The sequence below is a fragment of the Clostridium chauvoei genome (genome assembly GCF_002327185.1).
In the GTDB taxonomy this organism is placed as follows: domain Bacteria; phylum Bacillota; class Clostridia; order Clostridiales; family Clostridiaceae; genus Clostridium; species Clostridium chauvoei.
Genome location: NZ_CP018624.1, coordinates 941716 through 960166, shown reverse-complemented (window position 1 = coordinate 960166; position 18451 = coordinate 941716). Strand labels below are relative to the sequence as shown.

Sequence of the window (18451 nt, the reverse complement as noted above, 5' to 3'; positions counted from 1 at the left end):
TACCCCCTTTTAGCCTTCTAATTTTATTCTTGGATCTATTATTACATATAATATATCTACTATTAAGTTTGCTACTACTATTAATGTACTATAAAATACTAGTACCCCTAGAAGTGCACTATAGTCTCTATTTAAAACTGTTAATGTAAATTCATTTCCAAGTCCAGGTATAAGGAATATCTTTTCTATAACGAAACTTCCTGTTAATACACCTGCAACTAAAGGTCCTAAATAAGTAACTATAGGGATTAGTGAATTTCTTAAAGCATGCTTAAAGATAACTGTTCTTCCACTTAATCCTTTCGCTTTAGCTGTTCTTATATAGTCTGATTTTAAAACGTCTATTAATTTACTTCTTGTTAATCTTGTTATAAATGCCATTGATGATAATGATAATGCAATAACTGGCATTACGTAATTTTTCCAACTACTTAACCCCGTAGCTGGTAATAGTTTAAGTTTAACAGTAAAGATATATATAAGCACTGCACCTATTACAAAACTTGGTATAGTTATACCTAATGTGGCTAAAATCATGCACAATCTATCTGGCCACTTCCCTGCATTAAGTGCTGATATAATACCTAAACATACTCCTACTGCTAATGAAACAAGTATTGCAACTGCTCCAACCTTTGCAGATTTTGGTGCTGAATACTTAATTGTATTCTTTACTTGTCTTCCTTTGAAAATCATTGATTCACCAAAGTCACCTTTTAAAAGATTTTTCATATAAATTGTGTACTGCTCACCTATAGGCTTGTCTAATCCATATTTAGCATTTAAGTTGGCCTTTATTTCTGGCGTCATTTTGTCAGTATTAAAAGGTCCCCCTGGCATCATACGAATTAGGAAAAAGGTTAAGGTGATAACGACCCATATTGTCAAAATACTAGTTAAAATTCTTTTACCTATGTACTTTACCATTTGTTTATAACCCCCATTCATTGTTTCCATCTACTTACATTTTGTAGTTATTATTAATTATAGTATATTATTATTTTTTGTCAATGAACTCTATTAATTTTTATAAGTCTATTTTAACAATATATCAATATGAATACCTTTTTATTTTTAATTTGTTAAAATAACGCCATTTTATTAGTAAACGCTTACACTTGCTTTTTTAGAAGGTTTATGCAGGAATATTTATGCATCTTTCATTTTTCTTATTATTATAATTTTTTCGTTTTTAATAACTGGATTATTATTATATATTTTATAAAATATGGACATTTATTAAGATTTGTCCGTATTTCACATACAATATTTGTTTAATTTTAAAATATTTTCATCATGAAATTTTCAAGTTTTTTTCTGACAATTGCATTTTTTTCATTATTCCTTCATATCATTCTAAGATATTAGCACAATTAATGGCTTGATTTATAATATTAAATAAAATAAATGAAGCCAAGCATAAGCTTGGCTTCATTTATTAAAAAATTTTACATAGCGCCTTCTTCACCTATAATTTCTTCTGTTTCAGATTGTTCTTCAGCAACAACCCTTTCCATTTTAGAAATTGAAACTTCATAGGCAACCTTTTTAATTACTTCTGTATCGTTAATCTTTTTTTGATATTCTCTACTTTGTAATCTTCCCCAAACTCTAATATTGTCTCCAACCTCAAGAGTTTGACAGAACCTTGAATTTCTTCCCCAAGCTATAGTAGGAATATAGTCTGATTTATTATAAGCTCTATTAACAGCTAATAACACATCTGCAATCTCCCTACCAAAAGGAGTTGTTCTATAAACTGGCTCTTTACAAATATACCCATCTAAGAATATCTCATTTGGGTTTTTACTCCTTTCAATACATGGTTCTATATTTCTTGCAAATACTGTTAATATAAGCTTATTAGAACCATCTACAAACTTATTGTATGATCTTAGCTGTCCTTCAATAATAATTTCCTTATCAATTGATAAATCCATGTTTGAAATTAATCTTTCTGAAACAGTTATATTTAAAATATCTACTGAATCACTTAATCTCATTACTTCTACTGAAAATGTATAGAAACCCTCTCCATACATTTCATGACTAAATTCTAATTCTGAAACTACTTTTCCTTCTAAATAAATCTTGTTATTTAACATCAAGTTGTCCATCATAACCCCTCTCTCCCTTAGTATTTAAATTTTAATCGATTCCACCATATAATCCCCACACGGTACATTTCCATTATAATACAATACATGCTCTTTTTTCAATATTTTTTCAGTATTTATTTTTTTCTTTGTTCTCCTTCTTCATTAATGTAATATTCTTCATTATAAATAAGTTCACTTATAGGTAAAAATTTATATCCTTGATTTTGAAGTTCAGGAATTATTTTTTCTAAGTTACCTGGTGTGTATTTCGCATTATTATGAAATAATATTATTGATCCTGGTTTTACTTTTTTCATCACTCTTTGATACTCTGTATCTGCGTTGCTTTGTTTCCAATCTACTGAATCAACATCCCATTGAATTGGTATATAACCTAAGTTTGATACTGTATTATAACTTTTCCCATTATAATCTCCGCTTGGAAACCTAAATAATTTAGTAGGTTCAACACCTATAGTATCTTTTATTATTTGATCTGTTTTTTCAAGTTCTTCTTTAATTCTAGCATCATCTATTTTAGGAAACATAGGATGCACATAACTATGATTACCTATTTCATGCCCTCCTTCATTTATCTTTATCAATTTTTCCTTATTTCCCTCTGGATAATTTACCCATTTTCCCATAACAAAAAATGTAGCTTTTACATTGTATTTTTCAAGTACATTTAATATGTCCTGTAAGTACTCTTCTTCAGCCCAATTCACGTCAAAAGTTAATGAAACTGCTTTATCCTCTCTATTCACTCTAAAAATAGGCTGTTCCTTTTCTAAAAATGCAAATACTAAATTTTCATTTTGTCTAAAAAAAATAGATGTTACAACAGTTATAGCTAATAGCCCAATTGTTATAATTACACGATTTCTTCTCCTCACTTCTCCTTACCTCTTATATATAATGTTATTAAATTTATATTCCTTTACGATAATATTCATGACTATATTATTCCACTTTATAAATTTTATGATATAATTAGATAGACACTTTCTAAAATGGAGGTTTAAAAATGTACGAAAATTCAACTGAATTAGCTGAAAACAAACTTCTTGTATTATATGTTATTAAATCTTTAAAACGTCCAATTACAAATACACAATTAACGGAAATAATACTTGAAAACAATTTTATAAATTATTTTACTCTTCAACAATATATAAGTGAACTTATATCATCTGATTTTTTAAAATATGTATTAGTGAATGATAAGAATCTTATTAATATAACCGAAAAAGGTGATAATGTTCTATCCTTTTTTATAGATAGAATTTCTCCAATAAAAAAGAAGATAATCGACGACTATCTTCTAACTATTATTGATTCAATAAAGAGAGAACTTACTATTCATAGTGACTATACCCTTGGTAAAAACGACTCTTTTTTAGTGGATTTAAAAGCATTAGAAGATGATATTCTTCTAATGGAATTAAAGGTTTCTGTTCCTTCTAAAAAGCAAGCTGTTTCTCTTTGCAATAGATGGAAAGAAGATCCTTCTAAAATTTATACAACTATTATCAATACACTATTTAGTGATGAAGATTAATATAAAGTCATAGCATTAGGTTCTTTCCCTATTGTTATGGCTTTTATTTTTTCAGTTTTTAAATCTAATGAAATAAATCTTCCTTTTAAATAATCTCCAATAAATAGATTATCATCATACTTTAATATCCCCTTTGGCATACTACCTATATATATTTTCTTAACTTCTTTTAATGCTTCTGTATCTACAATACTTATAGTTCCTTCACTAAAATTAGATACAAATAAATTTTTCCCATCATCACACATATCTAAAGGAGATTTACCTACTTTTATTCTTTTTATTGGCATTAAATCTCTAGTTGAAAATATTTCTATATAACCACAAGTGTCTTCCCCTATATAGCTTTCACAAACATAAAGTTTACTTTTATCTTTAGATACTATAACCTTCGTTGGGTATTCTAAAGTAGAAATTGTTTTTATAACCTTATTATCAATACCATCAATAACTGATAAAGAATTTCCTTCTAAATTTGATACAAATAGCATCTGAGCTTCTTTATAAATAGCTATATTATGTGGCCATTTACCAACTGGAACTTCAAATAATATTTTTTCTCCTACACCATCATAAACAATCAAAGTATTCCCTTCTCCACAAGTTATATAAAGTTTATCTTTTAAAGTTACTATGTCATTAGGATATGGTCCTATATATATAGATTTTTCTTCCTTAAATGTATTACCATTTATTATAGATATAGAGTTATTATAATTATTAGCTGTATATATTTTATTATTTACTGCATATATACCATGTGGCCCTATAGGTTTCTCCTCAAAATCTAAGGACAAATTTTCTAGTGATAAATCTGAAATATTTATTTTTGAGATAGAATCACTTCCAGTATTACATACTACTACAGAATTCATTTTGCACCTCCTTTTAGAAAAGAAAAATTCTTTTAATATAAGGGTATTTAAACACTTGATATATACTTATAATGTATGAAAATAGTTATTAAATGGGACACTTTTTTATGTTTTAATTCAAATTTCCACATTTAGGCTTCATTTATACTGACAAAATATATATAATAAATAAGGAAATACTTTTTTGGAGGGATAATATATGTTTGTATATAAAACAAGTGGGGTATGTTCAACTGAAATTCATATAGATGTTGAAGATAACAAAATAAAAAATGTTGAATTTGTAAGAGGTTGTCCTGGAAATTTATTTGGAATTTCAAGTTTAGTAAAAGGAATGGAAATAGATTCTGCCATCGCTAAGTTAAAAGGTATAAAATGTGGAAATAAGGATACTTCTTGCCCTGATCAATTAGCTAAAGCTTTAGAAGAGCTTAAAAACTTATAATATATTTTAAAGCAATAAAATCCACCTATTTAAAAATAGGTGGATTTTTATTATTTTATATCCATAAGTTTTCCATTGTAAATCTTCATTGGATGTATCTTTATATTAAATTCTCTTTCATAAACTCTTATACCAGCTAAGTCCTTTCCTGTTGCTATTGATATAGCTACCCCTTCACTTTCTCCTCTTGCAGTTCTACCTGCTCTATGTAGATAATCATTTGCATTAACAGGGAAATCTAAATTAAATATATGTGTAACATCTGGAATATCTAATCCTCTTGCTGAAAGATCTGATGATACTAATATATTTATTTTTCCACTTCTAAAATCCTGAAGTGATTTTTGTCTAGCTTCTTTTGATATATGTGATGAAATATTGAAAGCTGGTTTTCCATGATAATTTAGCTTTTGAGTTATTATGTCTATATCTATACTATTATTTACAAATACTATAGATTTTTTAGGGTTTATTGCAGCTATAAGTTTTCTTAATATTTCAAACTTATCTCTTCTATCCCCTTCTACATACATATGTGTAAGGTTAGGATTTAATTGAGGAACTTTACTTTCTTTAATTATTATAGGATCTTCCATTAATCCTTTTGCTACCTTCATAGTATTTTCGCTTATTGTAGCAGAGAAAACCATAAGCTGTCTATCTCTCATAGTAGACTTTACTATATCTAATATAACTTTTGAGTTGTTTTTATCTAATAAATTATCACCTTCATCTATTACTATAGTTTTTATAGTATGTGCAGTGATTTTTTTCTTTCTTATAAGATCTAGTACTCTTCCTGGAGAACCAACAATTATATGTGGTTTTGTTTCTTTAATTTTTTTAATTTGTCTATCAATATTAACATCTCCCATTATAGCTAATGATGTTATAGGATATCCTGAATTATTTGCTAAAAGCTTAATTTGTTCTTCTATTTGCTTAACTAGTTCGTGAGTTGGAGCTAGAATTATACTTTGCATCTCTCTTTTTTCACTATTAACCTTTTCAAAGATAGGTAATAAATATGCTAAAGTTTTCCCACTTCCTGTATGTGCTTCTCCAATTAAATCTTTATTTTCAAGTAATGATGGTATAGCTCTCATTTGTATATCTGTTGGAATATTTATTTGTTGTTTTTCTAAAGCCTTTACTATATCTGAATTTAATTTAAGTTCATTAAAATTATTCATTATTTTTCTCCTTTGATTTTTATATTACATTTCATTATATACTTTATGTCAATTTAATTCTAGTTAAATAAACTTATAAACTAAGTTTTATTCTAAAATTGGTATAATCTTATTTTCTTCTACATCAAAATCTCTAATACCATTAACAACTTTTTTAGCTATAGATTCTACTGGAAAGTTTTTTCCTGGACAAAGAGTATTCCACTGATCCCTATGCCCAACGATTTCATATATATCGTATTTTAACCCTATATATACTGATAACTCATAAAGGCTTTCTAACTGTTCTAAACTTAATCTATCTTCCTCAAAATTACCTTCTAAGCATATGCCAATAGACTCTTTGTTTTTTCCTTTTGTATGAGCTCCTTCTGCTGTTTCTGGTCTTCCACTATATATAGTTCCATCTTTTCTAATATAATAATGATATCCTATTCCTCCCCATCCTTTTTTCTTATGAGATTCATGTATGCTTTCGGCTGTAAATCCATTAGCCGCAGCATGATGATATATTATTTTTTTAGGAACATTTACATAGTTTAATTCCTCTCCCCATTCATAATCTATATCTTGAATATTAAGGTTATTTCTTATCTCATTTAACTTATCTTCTGCTAAATTTTTTTGATACATTTTCCTATAACTAACCTTATAAATATTCATAATATCATATCTAAAATAATTTATAGTACATAAAACAGCTATAATTAGCATAACTATAAATAAGTAATTCCACCACTTATCTTTAACTAATATACCTTTAGTTTTTCTAATCACACTTCCCCTTCTCTCTATTCCATTTTTTTCCATTATATCATAACTTCTTTTTTCAAAACAAGTCCTCATCGAAGGGGATATTTTCCTAATTAACTACATAATAAATGTCATTATAATATTTTTTTATTATTTCTGCTGAAAATTCTTATCTTCTTCAAAATTCAAATTAAATATCATTCTATCTTCACCAATTATTGTATTTTCAAATACTTCCTTTGCATTTTCTAAGTATTCAGCAGGCTCTAGCATAGCAGGTGTAAAATGAGTTAATAACATTTTTTTAACCTTAGCTTCTTTAGCCAAATTAGCAGCCTCTCTAAAGGTCATATGTTTATTTTTTATAGCCTTTTCTATATCCTCATCTTTTCCATAAGTTCCTTCACATATAAATAAATCACTATCTTTTATAAATTTTTTTATACTTTCTATAGGTCTAGTATCAGTTATAACACTTAAATAGATTCCTCTTCTTTCCTCTCCTAAAACCATGTTGCTATTATATTTTTTCCCATCATATGATACATCTTCTTCTTTTTGAAGTTTACTTCATAAAACTTTTGGAATATCATTTTCCATTGCTTTTTTTAAATCAAACTTTCTATTTCTCTTAAAGATAAATTTATATCCTATGCAAGGACTTGAATGATCTAAATTTAAAGTATGTAATATTATGTTTCCTTCTGTATTATCTGACTCTAATCCATCTTTTTTTAATTTAAAATTTACCATGGAAGGGTCTTCTATGATTTCTAAATTATATGGTAAATACTCCACTATCACTCTAAGTCCATTTACTACTTTTGTAATTCCTCTTGGACCTATAATTGTAAGTTTAGATGTTTTACCACTATTTCCTATAGTTGATAATAATCCGGGTAACCCTATTATATGATCTCCGTGAACATGGGTTATGCATATTATATCTATAGTTTTAAAGCCCCATCCAACCATTTTCATAGATACTTGGGTGCCTTCTCCACAATCTATTAATATTTTTCTTCCCTTATAGCTTATTAGTGTTGAAGATAGATTTCTCCAAGGCATAGGCATACCTCCACCAGAACCTAATAAACACATATCAATCATTTAATTCACCTCTTATTTAAATATATTCTTTATTTATAGTATTCACTTTTTCTTTTACAAATATATTTCCATAAAGTGTAATATGAATTTTGATTTTACCTTTTATCTAATAAAAAAGACAACCTGAAGGCTGTCTTTATATAATATTATTTCGCTAATTCAAGGGCAATTTCCATCATATCTGTAAAACTTTTTTGTCTTTCTTCTGGAGTTGTTTCAATCCCCTTAAATATATGGTCTGAAATTGTTAAAATTGATAAAGCTTCTACTCCGTATTTAGCAGCTACTGTATATAATTCAGCTGATTCCATTTCAACTGCTAAACATCCATAATCAGCCCAAAGCTTAATGCCAACATCTGTGTCATCATAAAAAAGATCAGATGATAAAACATTACCTACCTTTATATCTAAACCCTTTTCTTTTCCCTTATTATAAGCTTCTAATAAAAGTTCAAAATTGGCTGTTGGAGCATAATCCATACCCTTAAATCTTCTTTTATTTATCCCTGAATTAGTTGAAGCACTTTGAGCTAAAACTATATCTCTAACATTAACATTTTCATTCATAGAACCTGCTGACCCTATTCTAATAAGTCTTTTAGCACCATAAAATCTAATTAATTCATTTACATAAATAGAATGTGATGGTAATCCCATTCCTGTTCCTTGTACGGAAACTTTTTTTCCTTTGTAAGTTCCTGTATATCCATACATCCCTCTAACAGTATTATAACATACTGGATTTTCTAAATATGTTTCTGCTATAAATTTTGCTCTTAATGGATCCCCTGGAAGTAATACTGTTTCTGCTATATCTCCCTCATTTGCCATGATGTGTAAATGTGTCGCCATAATAAAAGACCTCCTTTTTTTATATCAATTTAATGTTATCATATTATAGTTTATAAATAAATGGGGTTTTAAATTATTTTTAACATTTTTGGACATTTAATATTATATTACCTAATATTTAGCAAATAACCTATAAGATATTTCTAATAAGTTTTCTCATATCACCTATCATATATAAAGATCCTGAGGCTATTATTAAATCCTCTTTATTAGATTCCTTTAAAGCTTCTTTTAAAGCATTATTATAATCTTCATAAGACATACAATTAGAATTATATTTTATAACTTCTCTTCTTAAATCCTCACTCAATTCAGCTCTTGTTGAATTTGGAGTTACTGCATATATTTTTTTGGCCATAGGTACTATTACCTTTACCATTTCTTCTATATCTTTATCTGCCAATATTCCTAAAATCAAGTATAAATTTTTATATGTAAAGTACTTTTCTATATTCTTTTTTAAAGTAGTTATACCTTGTATATTATGAGCTCCATCTATTACAATTAATGGATTATCTCTCATAACCTCTAATCTACCTTTCCAAGTAATATCTTTTAAAGAAGTCTTTATTATTTCCTTGGAAATTTTTAACATATACTTTCTTTTTAATATTTCTAGAGCTTTAATAACTATAGCTAAATTTAATATTTGATGTTCTCCTAACAACGGTAAATCAATATTAAAATTTTCATTTTCTAATTTTACATTTATTACTTGATAATGTTCTCTCTCTTTTATTATATCTACTAATTTATAATCTTCTTCAAATATAGTATATAGTGGTGCATTAAGTTCCATACATTTATTTTTAATAACTTCAAATACTACCTTTTCCTGAGGATATATAACTACCGGAATATTCTCTTTGATTATCCCTGCCTTTTCTTTAGCTATATTTTGTAGAGAATTACCTAGAAGATTAACATGATCAAAACTAATAGATGTTATAATTGAAAGTATTGGTGTTATAACATTAGTAGAATCCAATCTTCCCCCAAGCCCAACTTCAATTATACCAAAATCAATTTTTTCTCTATAAAAATATAAATACATTAAACAAGTTATTATTTCAAATTCAGTAGGATGATTATAACCTTCTTTTATTACTCTGTCCACTGCTGCTTTAACTTCATCCATAAGTTTAGACAAAGTATTTTTAGGAATATTTTCTCCATTTATTTGAATTCGTTCCTCAAATTCTTCTAAAAATGGTGATGTATACATGCCAACCTTATATCCATGTCCAACTAGTATTTTACTAATCATTGCCGTAGTTGAACCTTTTCCATTAGTTCCTGCTATATGAATTAATTTTAACTCCTTTTGAGGATTCCCTAGAAATTCTAATAATTTATATGTTCTATCTAAGCCATAATTCGAACCAAAATTACCTACTTCCGTTATATATTTCATTGCTTCTTCATATTTCATATTAAACCTCGCTTTAAATTTTCTATAAAATAAATTATATACTATTTTTATTCCTAATATAAATACTAATTTTACTCCTTAATAAAAATTTATCCCTATGTAATTTTAAATACACTAAGGGCTCTAGTAAAACTAGAGCCCTTAGTGCCTTTTATCATTCTTTCATCTTAAATATCATTTATAAATATAATATCATAAAAATACATAAATGTCTTTATTCTGTCAAAAAATATTTGCATTTTTTAAATTTATCTAAACAATTTTTCAATTTGTTGTATAGCGTTTAAATCATTTAAATAATTTTTTTAACTTTAAAATAACTTGGCAAAAATATTGTTGTATAGCGTTTTGCCATATTAAATATAAATTATTATTTTAATGCATCAATTCTTACTAAAACTGCATCAAGCATTTCTTGATATTTTATTCTCTTCTCTTTTTCTCCATTAATTACTGCTTCTGGAGCTTTAGCTACGAAGCCTTGGTTTGAAAGTTTTTTATCTATTCTTTCTACTTCCCCTTTAAGCTTCTTCATTTCTTTATTTAATCTTTCTAGTTCCTTTTCTTTATCTACTAAATCTAAAAGTGGCATAAATAATTCTCCACCTTTAACAACTAAAGATACTGCATTTGCTGGAACTTCTGATTTATCTTGTATAAATGTAACCTCTGATGCTGAAGCTAATTTTTCAATATAACTTGCGCCTGCCACAAAAGCATCCTTAGCTTCTTCTGTTATATAACTAATTACCTTAGCTTTTCTTGATGGTGGTACATTCATTTCAGCTCTTACATTTCTTAATCCCTTGATAGCTTCTATGATATATGACATATCTTTTTCTGCCTTATCATCCTTTATCGCTCCATTAAATTCTGGCCAAGCTGAAATTGTTATTGTTTCTCCATCTGTTAAAGTAGTATATATTTCTTCTGTAATAAATGGCATTACAGGATGAAGTAACTTAAGTCCTGTGCTAAGAACATTATAAAGTACATTATAAACTATACCTTTTTGTTTTTCATCTTCTCCATATAATACTGGTTTAACAAGTTCTATATACCAATCACAGAATTCAGTCCACATAAAGTCATAAACCTTTTGAAGAGCAATTCCTAATTCGTATTTATCCATATTTTCTGTTACTTCTTTAACTAATGTGTTTAAATGTGACAATATCCATTTATCTGCTAAACTATAATCTTTGTCATCTTTGTATTTATCCATGGTTTCTCTATCTAAGTTCATCATAACAAATCTTGATGCATTCCAGATTTTATTTGCAAAGTTTCTTGCAGCTTCAACTCTTTCTGGGAAATATCTTATATCATTTCCTGGAGCATTTCCTGTAACTAACATAAATCTTAAAGCATCTGCTCCATAAGTTTCTATAACTTCTAGTGGGTCTACCCCATTACCAAGAGATTTACTCATTTTTCTACCTTGTGAATCTCTTATGATTCCATGAATTAATACTGTATCAAAAGGTGTTTCTCCCATATTATGAAGACCTGAGAATACCATTCTAGCTACCCAGAAGAATATTATATCATAGCCTGTTACTAATACATTTGTTGGATAGAAATACTCTAAATCTTCTGTTTTATTTGGCCAACCTAATGTTGAGAAAGGCCATAAAGCTGATGAGAACCATGTATCTAAAACATCTGTTTCTTGTCTTAAATTCTTTGATGAACATTTTGGACAACTACAAGGTGTTTCTTCTGATACTATTATCTCTTGACATTCATTACAGTACCAAACTGGAATTCTATGTCCCCACCATAATTGTCTTGATATACACCAATCTTGAATATTTTCCATCCAATTGAAATATGTTTTTTCAAATCTTTCTGGAACAAATTTAGTTTCTTTATTCTTTACAACGTCAAGAGCTGGTTTTGCTAAAGATTCCATTTTAACATACCATTGTTTAGATATAATTGGTTCTATTACAGTACCACATCTATCATGAGTTCCTACATTGTGAACATGAGGTTTAACTTTAACTAATAATCCTTCATCTTCTAAATCCTTAACCATTTGACGTCTAGCTTCATATCTATCTAAACCTTGGTATTTTCCACCTAATTCATTAATAACACCATGGTCATCCATTATTTTTATTTCTTTTAAACCATGTCTCTTACCAACTTCATAGTCATTAGGATCATGAGCAGGTGTTATCTTAACAGCTCCTGTTCCAAATTCTATATCTACATATTCATCAGCAACTATTGGAATTTCTCTATCTGTTAATGGTAATCTTAATTTTTTTCCAATTAAATCTTTAAATCTTTCATCATTTGGATTAACTGCTACAGCTGTATCTCCAAGTAATGTTTCTGGTCTTGTAGTTGCAATTTCTAAATATCCACTTCCATCAACTAATGGATAGTTTATGTGCCAGAAGTTACCTTCTTGTTCTTGATATTCTATTTCTGCATCTGATAAAGCTGTTGTACACTTTGGACACCAGTTAGTTATTCTATTTCCTTGATAAATAAGACCTTCATTATATAACTTAACAAATACATGCTTAACAGCTTTATCTAGATTTTCATCCATTGTAAATGCTTCTCTAGTAAAATCTGCTGAACATCCCATTTTCTTAAGCTGAGTTCTTATTCTTTCTCTGTATTCATCAGTCCATTCCCATACTTTTTCTAAGAAGGCTTCTCTGCCCATTTCTTTTTTAACTAAACCTTTTTTAAGAAGTTCATTTTCAACCTTAACTTCAGTAGCTATACTTGCATGATCTTGACCTGGAAGCCACAGCGTACAGTAACCTTGCATTCTCTTAAATCTTATTAACATATCTTGTAATGTATTATCTAATGCATGACCTAAATGAAGTTTTCCTGTTATATTTGGTGGTGGCATAACTATTGAAAAAGGCTTCTTATTTTTATCAACTACAGGAGTGAAATATTTTTTTTCTTCCCAAGTTTTATAAATTCTTTCTTCAAATTCTTTAGGATTATATGTTGTGGATAAGTTCTTGTTTTCTGTCATTTTTCTCCTCCTTGTCTAACTTTAAAACAGCTAATAGAAGCTTTTTATATATTATAAAGAGTAATGGTATTTAATTTGAAGTGTTCATATAATTAACTTATAATTATGTAAATTAATAATATGGTTGAAGGTTCATATATTAATTTAAATATTAATTTTAAGTAAAATAAAAAGAGCCTTCATCACAAAAGGACGAAGACTCGCGGTACCACCTTTTTTCCCAAATTTATATTATAATTTTGGGCTCTTTATATAATAACGACTAAGAAAGCCGTCTTTGCCTACTTAGTTTCAACAAAGATACTCAAAAGCTACCTTCAGGATATTTTATATGGAAGGTTTTCAGCCTAGACCTTCTTCTCTTTAATATGTAATATTCCTTACTCCTCTTTTTCACTGCTTTTAAAAATATTAGATTTTGTAAGGATATAGTATAATATAATATAGTATTTGTCAATATTCTATATTAATTAATTGTTTAACCATTCATATGTTTTATGTGGATTTTTTGATTGAGCATGAGCTCCTATCTTTTCTCCATTTATTATCCCTAAATCTGAATTATCTTTAGGATGCATTTTTCTCTCTTCCGCATTAGATTTTGGTCTATCTTTTAGTCTATTTTTATTATTATTCATTATTTTTCACTCCCTAAATCTTAAAGTCTTTTTTATCATGTTCTTTTGCTTTTGGCTCTCCAAAACATGCTTTAACACTTTCTACTTGCGGATTATGATTTACATGCTTTTTATGACTATTTTTACTTTTAGCACTCATTATATATCACCTCATTTATAAATTTCTTTCATATATATTTTGTGCTAAATCTCTTTATTTATTTTATTTAATGTAAAGAAATAAAGTAAAAAAGTGGCTTTCGCCACTTTTAAAAGTTTTCTCTCCATTGTATTGTATCAATAAACTCATTTACATAAGATTCACTCATATCAGGATTTATATTTTCTTCATGAGATATAGTAATTACTGACATAGTAATTGCATATTTTACAGTTTCTTTTAAAGAAATTCCATTCATATATCCATATCCAATACCTGCAACAAAAGAATCTCCTGCACCTGTTACATTTTTAACTTTAACTTTAGAAGATGCTATTCTTCCTTCTTCTTTAGGACTTTTATAATAAATTCCATCTTCATCAAGACTTATAAAAATATTTTCAACTCCTAAACTGTTAAAATATTCTCCAGCCTTTTTTAAATCTTCAGTTCCATTAATTTTAAATCCACATAACATTTCTGTTTCTAATCTATTAGGTTTTATTGTATGGAAATATTTAATTAAGTGTTTTACTTTAGCTGCTTTACTAGCTGAAACTGGATCTAAAATAAATTTCGTTTGGCCATGAAATTTTTCTAAAATATACTTCATTAACTCTGGATTATCTGCATCTAATATAGTATATTCTGCATTCTTTATTATATCAGCTTTAGAATCAATAAAAGAAGTATCCATTTTCTCTATGCTATCCATATCAACTATCGCTGATTCCATTTCTCCATCTTCATTCAAAATAGCCATATATGTAGGTGTATATTCATCCTTTAATATTAAAGAATTATTCATATTATATCCAATTTTTCTTGCGTTATCTAATATGTTTCTTCCTTGTTCATCATCTCCTAATATAGAAATGAATTCAGTATTAACATTAACTCTAGCTAAATTTTCTGCAATATTTCTACATACACCGCCTAAAGATATTTTTATATTTCCTGGAATAGAATCCTTAGGACTATATTTTTTTCTACTAAAACCTATAATATCTACTATAGAGGCTCCTAATAATAATCTATAAGGATTTTTATTTATCATACTATCTCTCCTGCTCGTTAAATTCCGTTACATTAATAAACATATAATTATATTATATTAGAGAAAGAGTAAAAAATAAAGGGAAATTTGAAAACTTTGTCGAAACCCTTTACTTTTGAAGATATCTAAAGTTTTAAAAATATAATACTTAATAAAGTTATTATATTTTCTTTATTTATATATACTTTTTATTGAATATATTTTAAATATACAGTCTATAATTAAAATATACAAAATATTTTTCCCTATATTTGGAGGTAAATGGTGGATTATTTTAATGAAGGTAATAAATTTTACAATTTAAAAGATTATAAAAATGCTATTAGTTGTTATAAAAAATCTATTGATAAATATGATAATACAGCTTGCTCCTTCTATAACTGTGGAGTTTGCTATATAAAATTGAAAGATTTCGATAATGCTATTTCTATGATAAAAGGAGCTTTAGAAATTCAAAAAGAAAGTAAATACTTTTTTAATCTAGCATATTGTTATGCTATGAAACAAGAATCTAATAAAGCTTTAATATATTTTAATATAGCATGGTCTTTAGATGATAGCGATATAGACTGTGAAAAAGCTATTAATTTAATTATATCTAAAAAAAAGAAAGCCTTATAAAATAAAATGGAACCTATAAGATAGACACTTATAAAAGAGAGTCTATTCATATAGGTTCTTTTTTGAGAGAATAGATAATTCTGTGTAATTATCATTTTTATTATTTTAACATTACTGGAAATTTTCATTTCCAGTAATATTTTTTTATATTTAAGAAATACTAATAATGTTTCTTATTACCTTTTTTAGTATTTCAAAAAAATCTAATAGTATGCATATAATTTATAAAAAGTACAAGCTTTTAAGCTAATTCATCTTTTAATTGATCTTCAAATATTATTGATAGCTCCGCTAGCGTAGCACCCCAATTATGTATAGGTTGAGTCCATTTTTCTAGTATCTCCATTGTTGCTAAGTAAACACACTTATTTAAAGATTCATCAGTTGGGAATATGACTCTAACTTTAGTGAATTTACGTATTTGACGATTAAAACCCTCTAAGATATTTGTAGTATAAATCATCTTTCTTATAGTTGGAGAGAAGTCAAAAAATGTTGAAAGGTTACTCCAATTGTTATACCAGGAATCTATTACTATTCCATATTTATCTCCCCATCTCTCCTTTAAATTATCTAGCTGTGCTAACGCAAGTTCCTCTGTTGTAGCCTTATAAACCTCCTTCAAATCTTTCATAAATGCTTTTTTATCTTTTGAAGCTATGTATTTTATTGAATTTCTTATTTGATGAACAATACATGTTTGAATATTTACTGATGGAAATACTGTTTTTATAGCTTGTGGAAGACCTTTTAATCCATCCATACAAGCAATTAAAATTTCTTTTACACCTCTATTTTTTAAATCATTGCAAATTCCTAACCAGAATTTAGCACCTTCTGCTTCATCAACCCATATACCTAAAATATCTTTATATCCTTCCATAGTGTATCCTAAGCATATATAGACAGCCTTGTTAACTATCTTTCCATTACTTCTAACTTTAAAGTACATAGCATCTAAATAAACTATTGGATATATTTTATCTAATACTCTATTTTGCCATTCGGCGGCGCTAGCAAGCACTTTATCAGTTATTTTAGATACCATCGATGGTGATATAGTTATTCCATATAAGTCTTCAATTTCAGCCTGAATATCAGATGTTGACATACCTTTAGCATATAAAGATATAATCTTTTTATCTAACTCAGTACACACAGTTTCATATTTTTTTATAATTTGTGGCTCAAATTCAGCATTTCTATCACGGGGTACGTCTAGGTCGACGTCACCGAAGGAACTTCTTAAATTCTTGCGACTATAACCATTCCTGTAGTTCTTCTTAGTTTGATCAACTGCTTCTACACGTTCATATTTATTTCTTCCTAGATGTTCTTCCATTTCACCTTCTAATATATTTTCAAGGACATCTTTAACTAATCTTTGTATTAATCCGTTTTTACCCATTACATCATCGATTGTTTTACATCTTTTAATTTCCTCATTGTAATCAAAGTTGGTATCAATTTTTCTTGTCATAATAATTCCTCCTAATTTATATAGTATATTATTCCAAAACTTCCAACTGTTAATACAAAAAAACAGTATATAGTTTTATTTTTACACAAAACTATCTACTGTCTCTCTTTTTACCATTCTCCTGCTACTGATTCTTTTATATGCTCTTTATCAAAACCTTCAGTATCAAAGTAATCTCCCGACTTGTAAAATGTTGAATCAACTTTTATCCATTTGTCTTCATCAGATAAATATACTTCGTTCCATGCGTGTGGTCCAAAGCTTTTTCCATCAAATCCTTGACCTGTAATAAGTCTAACTTTTAAACCAACTTTTCTAGCCATTGCTACATAAAGACAAGCATAATCAAAACATATTCCCGTCCTGCTTTCAAATGCTTCTATAGCTCCACTTTTATATTTTCCTTCATTATTTAAAGCTTTCTCTGCTTTATATACATCATATTCTATGTTACTACCTATCCATGAATATATATTCTTTGCTATTTCTCTATCCGACTTTGCATCATAAGTTAATTCTAGAGCCTTATTATCAATTTTTTCTGTAGACTTTATTCCTTCTTCTAAAGTAACTCCATTATAATAAATTATAAAATTAGAGTTTCCTACGGAATAATTAGATACATCATTATTAGAGAGTACAGGCTTATTTATAGAAATCAAACCTTCTAATCTAGCATATGCTTTTAAATTATCAAAAATAGTTATTTTGGTTCCTCTAGTTATTGTATTATTAAAGGTTACTATAGCTATAAATACTATTAATATTATAACAAAACCTTTTAACATTCCAAATACTGTAGAAAAAGCTAATGTCTTTAACTTTCCACCCTTTAAAACCTTTGAATATCCTCCAATAAAGGGTCTACATAAAAATTTTAAACTTTGATATATTAAAAATTGTATTAAAAAGAAACAAATAGCTAAACAGATAATGTTAAATAAATTGACATTAAAATTTTTTAATATTTCCTTATTTCCTATCTCTAGTATTTTTATAATTAACTTATCTAAGTTTAATATTATAACTAAAAGCGAAATAAATATGGAAAAGTAATAAATTAACCTATTTAAAGCATATTTAGCATCTCTCTCTTGAAATGATGTAATAGTACTACCCTTAACTGCCCATATCATTATTAAAAGACACAGTCCATAGGATAAATACGTACTCATTTAACC

Annotated in this window: 17 protein-coding genes, 1 pseudogene and 1 other annotated feature; of the genes and pseudogenes, 3 read left to right on the top strand and 15 right to left on the bottom strand. The window is 27.5% G+C overall.

All coding sequences use genetic code 11. The annotated features are described in order from the left end of the window. Nucleotides 1–9: 9 nt before the first annotated feature. From BTM21_RS04455 to BTM21_RS04445, 3 genes are all read right to left on the bottom strand, one after another. On the bottom strand, nucleotides 10–927 hold the full coding sequence (locus tag BTM21_RS04455; protein ID WP_079481434.1) for an ABC transporter permease: 918 nt from the start codon (nucleotides 925–927) through the stop codon (nucleotides 10–12). A gap of 521 nt (nucleotides 928–1448) precedes the next feature. Next, on the bottom strand, nucleotides 1449–2117 hold the full coding sequence (locus BTM21_RS04450; protein WP_079481845.1) for a single-stranded DNA-binding protein: 669 nt from the start codon (nucleotides 2115–2117) through the stop codon (nucleotides 1449–1451). A 116-nt stretch (nucleotides 2118–2233) separates the two neighbouring features. Beyond that, complete coding sequence (locus tag BTM21_RS04445; RefSeq protein WP_021875917.1) at nucleotides 2234–2995, bottom strand: polysaccharide deacetylase family protein; 762 nt, start codon at nucleotides 2993–2995, stop codon at nucleotides 2234–2236. Nucleotides 2996–3126: 131 nt separating this feature from the next. Here BTM21_RS04445 and BTM21_RS04440 point away from each other — a divergent pair, with 131 nt between their 5' ends. Next, nucleotides 3127–3660 carry a DUF4364 family protein gene (locus BTM21_RS04440; RefSeq protein WP_079481435.1) on the top strand — a complete coding sequence of 178 codons (534 nt, stop codon included), beginning with the start codon at nucleotides 3127–3129 and terminating at the stop codon, nucleotides 3658–3660. Here BTM21_RS04440 and BTM21_RS04435 read toward each other — a convergent pair. After that, nucleotides 3657–4535, bottom strand: a complete 879-nt coding sequence (locus tag BTM21_RS04435; protein WP_021875918.1) for a YncE family protein — start codon at nucleotides 4533–4535, stop codon at nucleotides 3657–3659. The genes BTM21_RS04440 and BTM21_RS04435 overlap by 4 nt on opposite strands. A gap of 199 nt (nucleotides 4536–4734) precedes the next feature. On the opposite strand from BTM21_RS04435, the gene BTM21_RS04430 reads away from it, so the two are divergent. Further along, nucleotides 4735–4980, top strand: a complete 246-nt coding sequence (locus BTM21_RS04430; protein ID WP_021875919.1) for a TIGR03905 family TSCPD domain-containing protein — start codon at nucleotides 4735–4737, stop codon at nucleotides 4978–4980. Nucleotides 4981–5030: 50 nt separating this feature from the next. Here the strand turns inward: BTM21_RS04430 and BTM21_RS04425 are convergent, their stop codons facing one another. From BTM21_RS04425 to BTM21_RS04395, 9 genes and pseudogenes are all read right to left on the bottom strand, one after another. After that, complete coding sequence (locus BTM21_RS04425) at nucleotides 5031–6173, bottom strand: DEAD/DEAH box helicase (protein WP_021875920.1); 1143 nt, start codon at nucleotides 6171–6173, stop codon at nucleotides 5031–5033. An 87-nt stretch (nucleotides 6174–6260) separates the two neighbouring features. Next, nucleotides 6261–6950: an N-acetylmuramoyl-L-alanine amidase gene (locus BTM21_RS04420; protein WP_161493123.1), complete on the bottom strand. Its 690-nt coding sequence runs from the start codon at nucleotides 6948–6950 to the stop codon at nucleotides 6261–6263. A gap of 126 nt (nucleotides 6951–7076) precedes the next feature. After that, a pseudogene (locus BTM21_RS04415) lies at nucleotides 7077–8036 on the bottom strand (ribonuclease Z). 146 nt (nucleotides 8037–8182) lie between these two features. Continuing rightward, complete coding sequence (gene deoD, locus BTM21_RS04410) at nucleotides 8183–8890, bottom strand: purine-nucleoside phosphorylase (RefSeq protein ID WP_079481437.1); 708 nt, start codon at nucleotides 8888–8890, stop codon at nucleotides 8183–8185. A gap of 130 nt (nucleotides 8891–9020) precedes the next feature. Beyond that, entirely contained in the window at nucleotides 9021–10322 is a 1302-nt protein-coding gene (locus tag BTM21_RS04405; protein WP_021875925.1) for a bifunctional folylpolyglutamate synthase/dihydrofolate synthase, read from the bottom strand. A gap of 370 nt (nucleotides 10323–10692) precedes the next feature. Then, nucleotides 10693–13335: a valine--tRNA ligase gene (locus tag BTM21_RS04400; RefSeq protein ID WP_021875926.1), complete on the bottom strand. Its 2643-nt coding sequence runs from the start codon at nucleotides 13333–13335 to the stop codon at nucleotides 10693–10695. Nucleotides 13336–13520: 185 nt separating this feature from the next. Beyond that, nucleotides 13521–13741: a binding site (T-box leader), on the bottom strand. A 64-nt stretch (nucleotides 13742–13805) separates the two neighbouring features. Further along, entirely contained in the window at nucleotides 13806–13973 is a 168-nt protein-coding gene (locus BTM21_RS13755) for a hypothetical protein (RefSeq protein WP_021875927.1), read from the bottom strand. A gap of 13 nt (nucleotides 13974–13986) precedes the next feature. After that, nucleotides 13987–14112 carry a CPC_1213 family protein gene (locus BTM21_RS14070; protein ID WP_021875928.1) on the bottom strand — a complete coding sequence of 42 codons (126 nt, stop codon included), beginning with the start codon at nucleotides 14110–14112 and terminating at the stop codon, nucleotides 13987–13989. A gap of 109 nt (nucleotides 14113–14221) precedes the next feature. Further along, a complete protein-coding gene (locus BTM21_RS04395; protein ID WP_021875929.1) occupies nucleotides 14222–15169 on the bottom strand; it encodes a carbohydrate kinase family protein in 948 nt (315 codons plus the stop codon). Nucleotides 15170–15433: 264 nt separating this feature from the next. Between BTM21_RS04395 and BTM21_RS04390 the strand changes: the two genes are divergently transcribed. After that, nucleotides 15434–15790 (top strand): tetratricopeptide repeat protein, encoded by a 357-nt coding sequence (locus BTM21_RS04390; RefSeq protein WP_079481438.1) that lies wholly within the window; start codon nucleotides 15434–15436, stop codon nucleotides 15788–15790. A gap of 241 nt (nucleotides 15791–16031) precedes the next feature. Here BTM21_RS04390 and BTM21_RS04385 read toward each other — a convergent pair whose 3' ends face one another. Next, nucleotides 16032–17270, bottom strand: a complete 1239-nt coding sequence (locus BTM21_RS04385) for an IS256 family transposase (protein WP_079480999.1) — start codon at nucleotides 17268–17270, stop codon at nucleotides 16032–16034. 110 nt (nucleotides 17271–17380) lie between these two features. Next, a complete protein-coding gene (locus BTM21_RS04380) occupies nucleotides 17381–18445 on the bottom strand; it encodes a transglutaminase-like domain-containing protein (RefSeq protein WP_079481439.1) in 1065 nt (354 codons plus the stop codon). Nucleotides 18446–18451 lie beyond the last annotated feature (6 nt).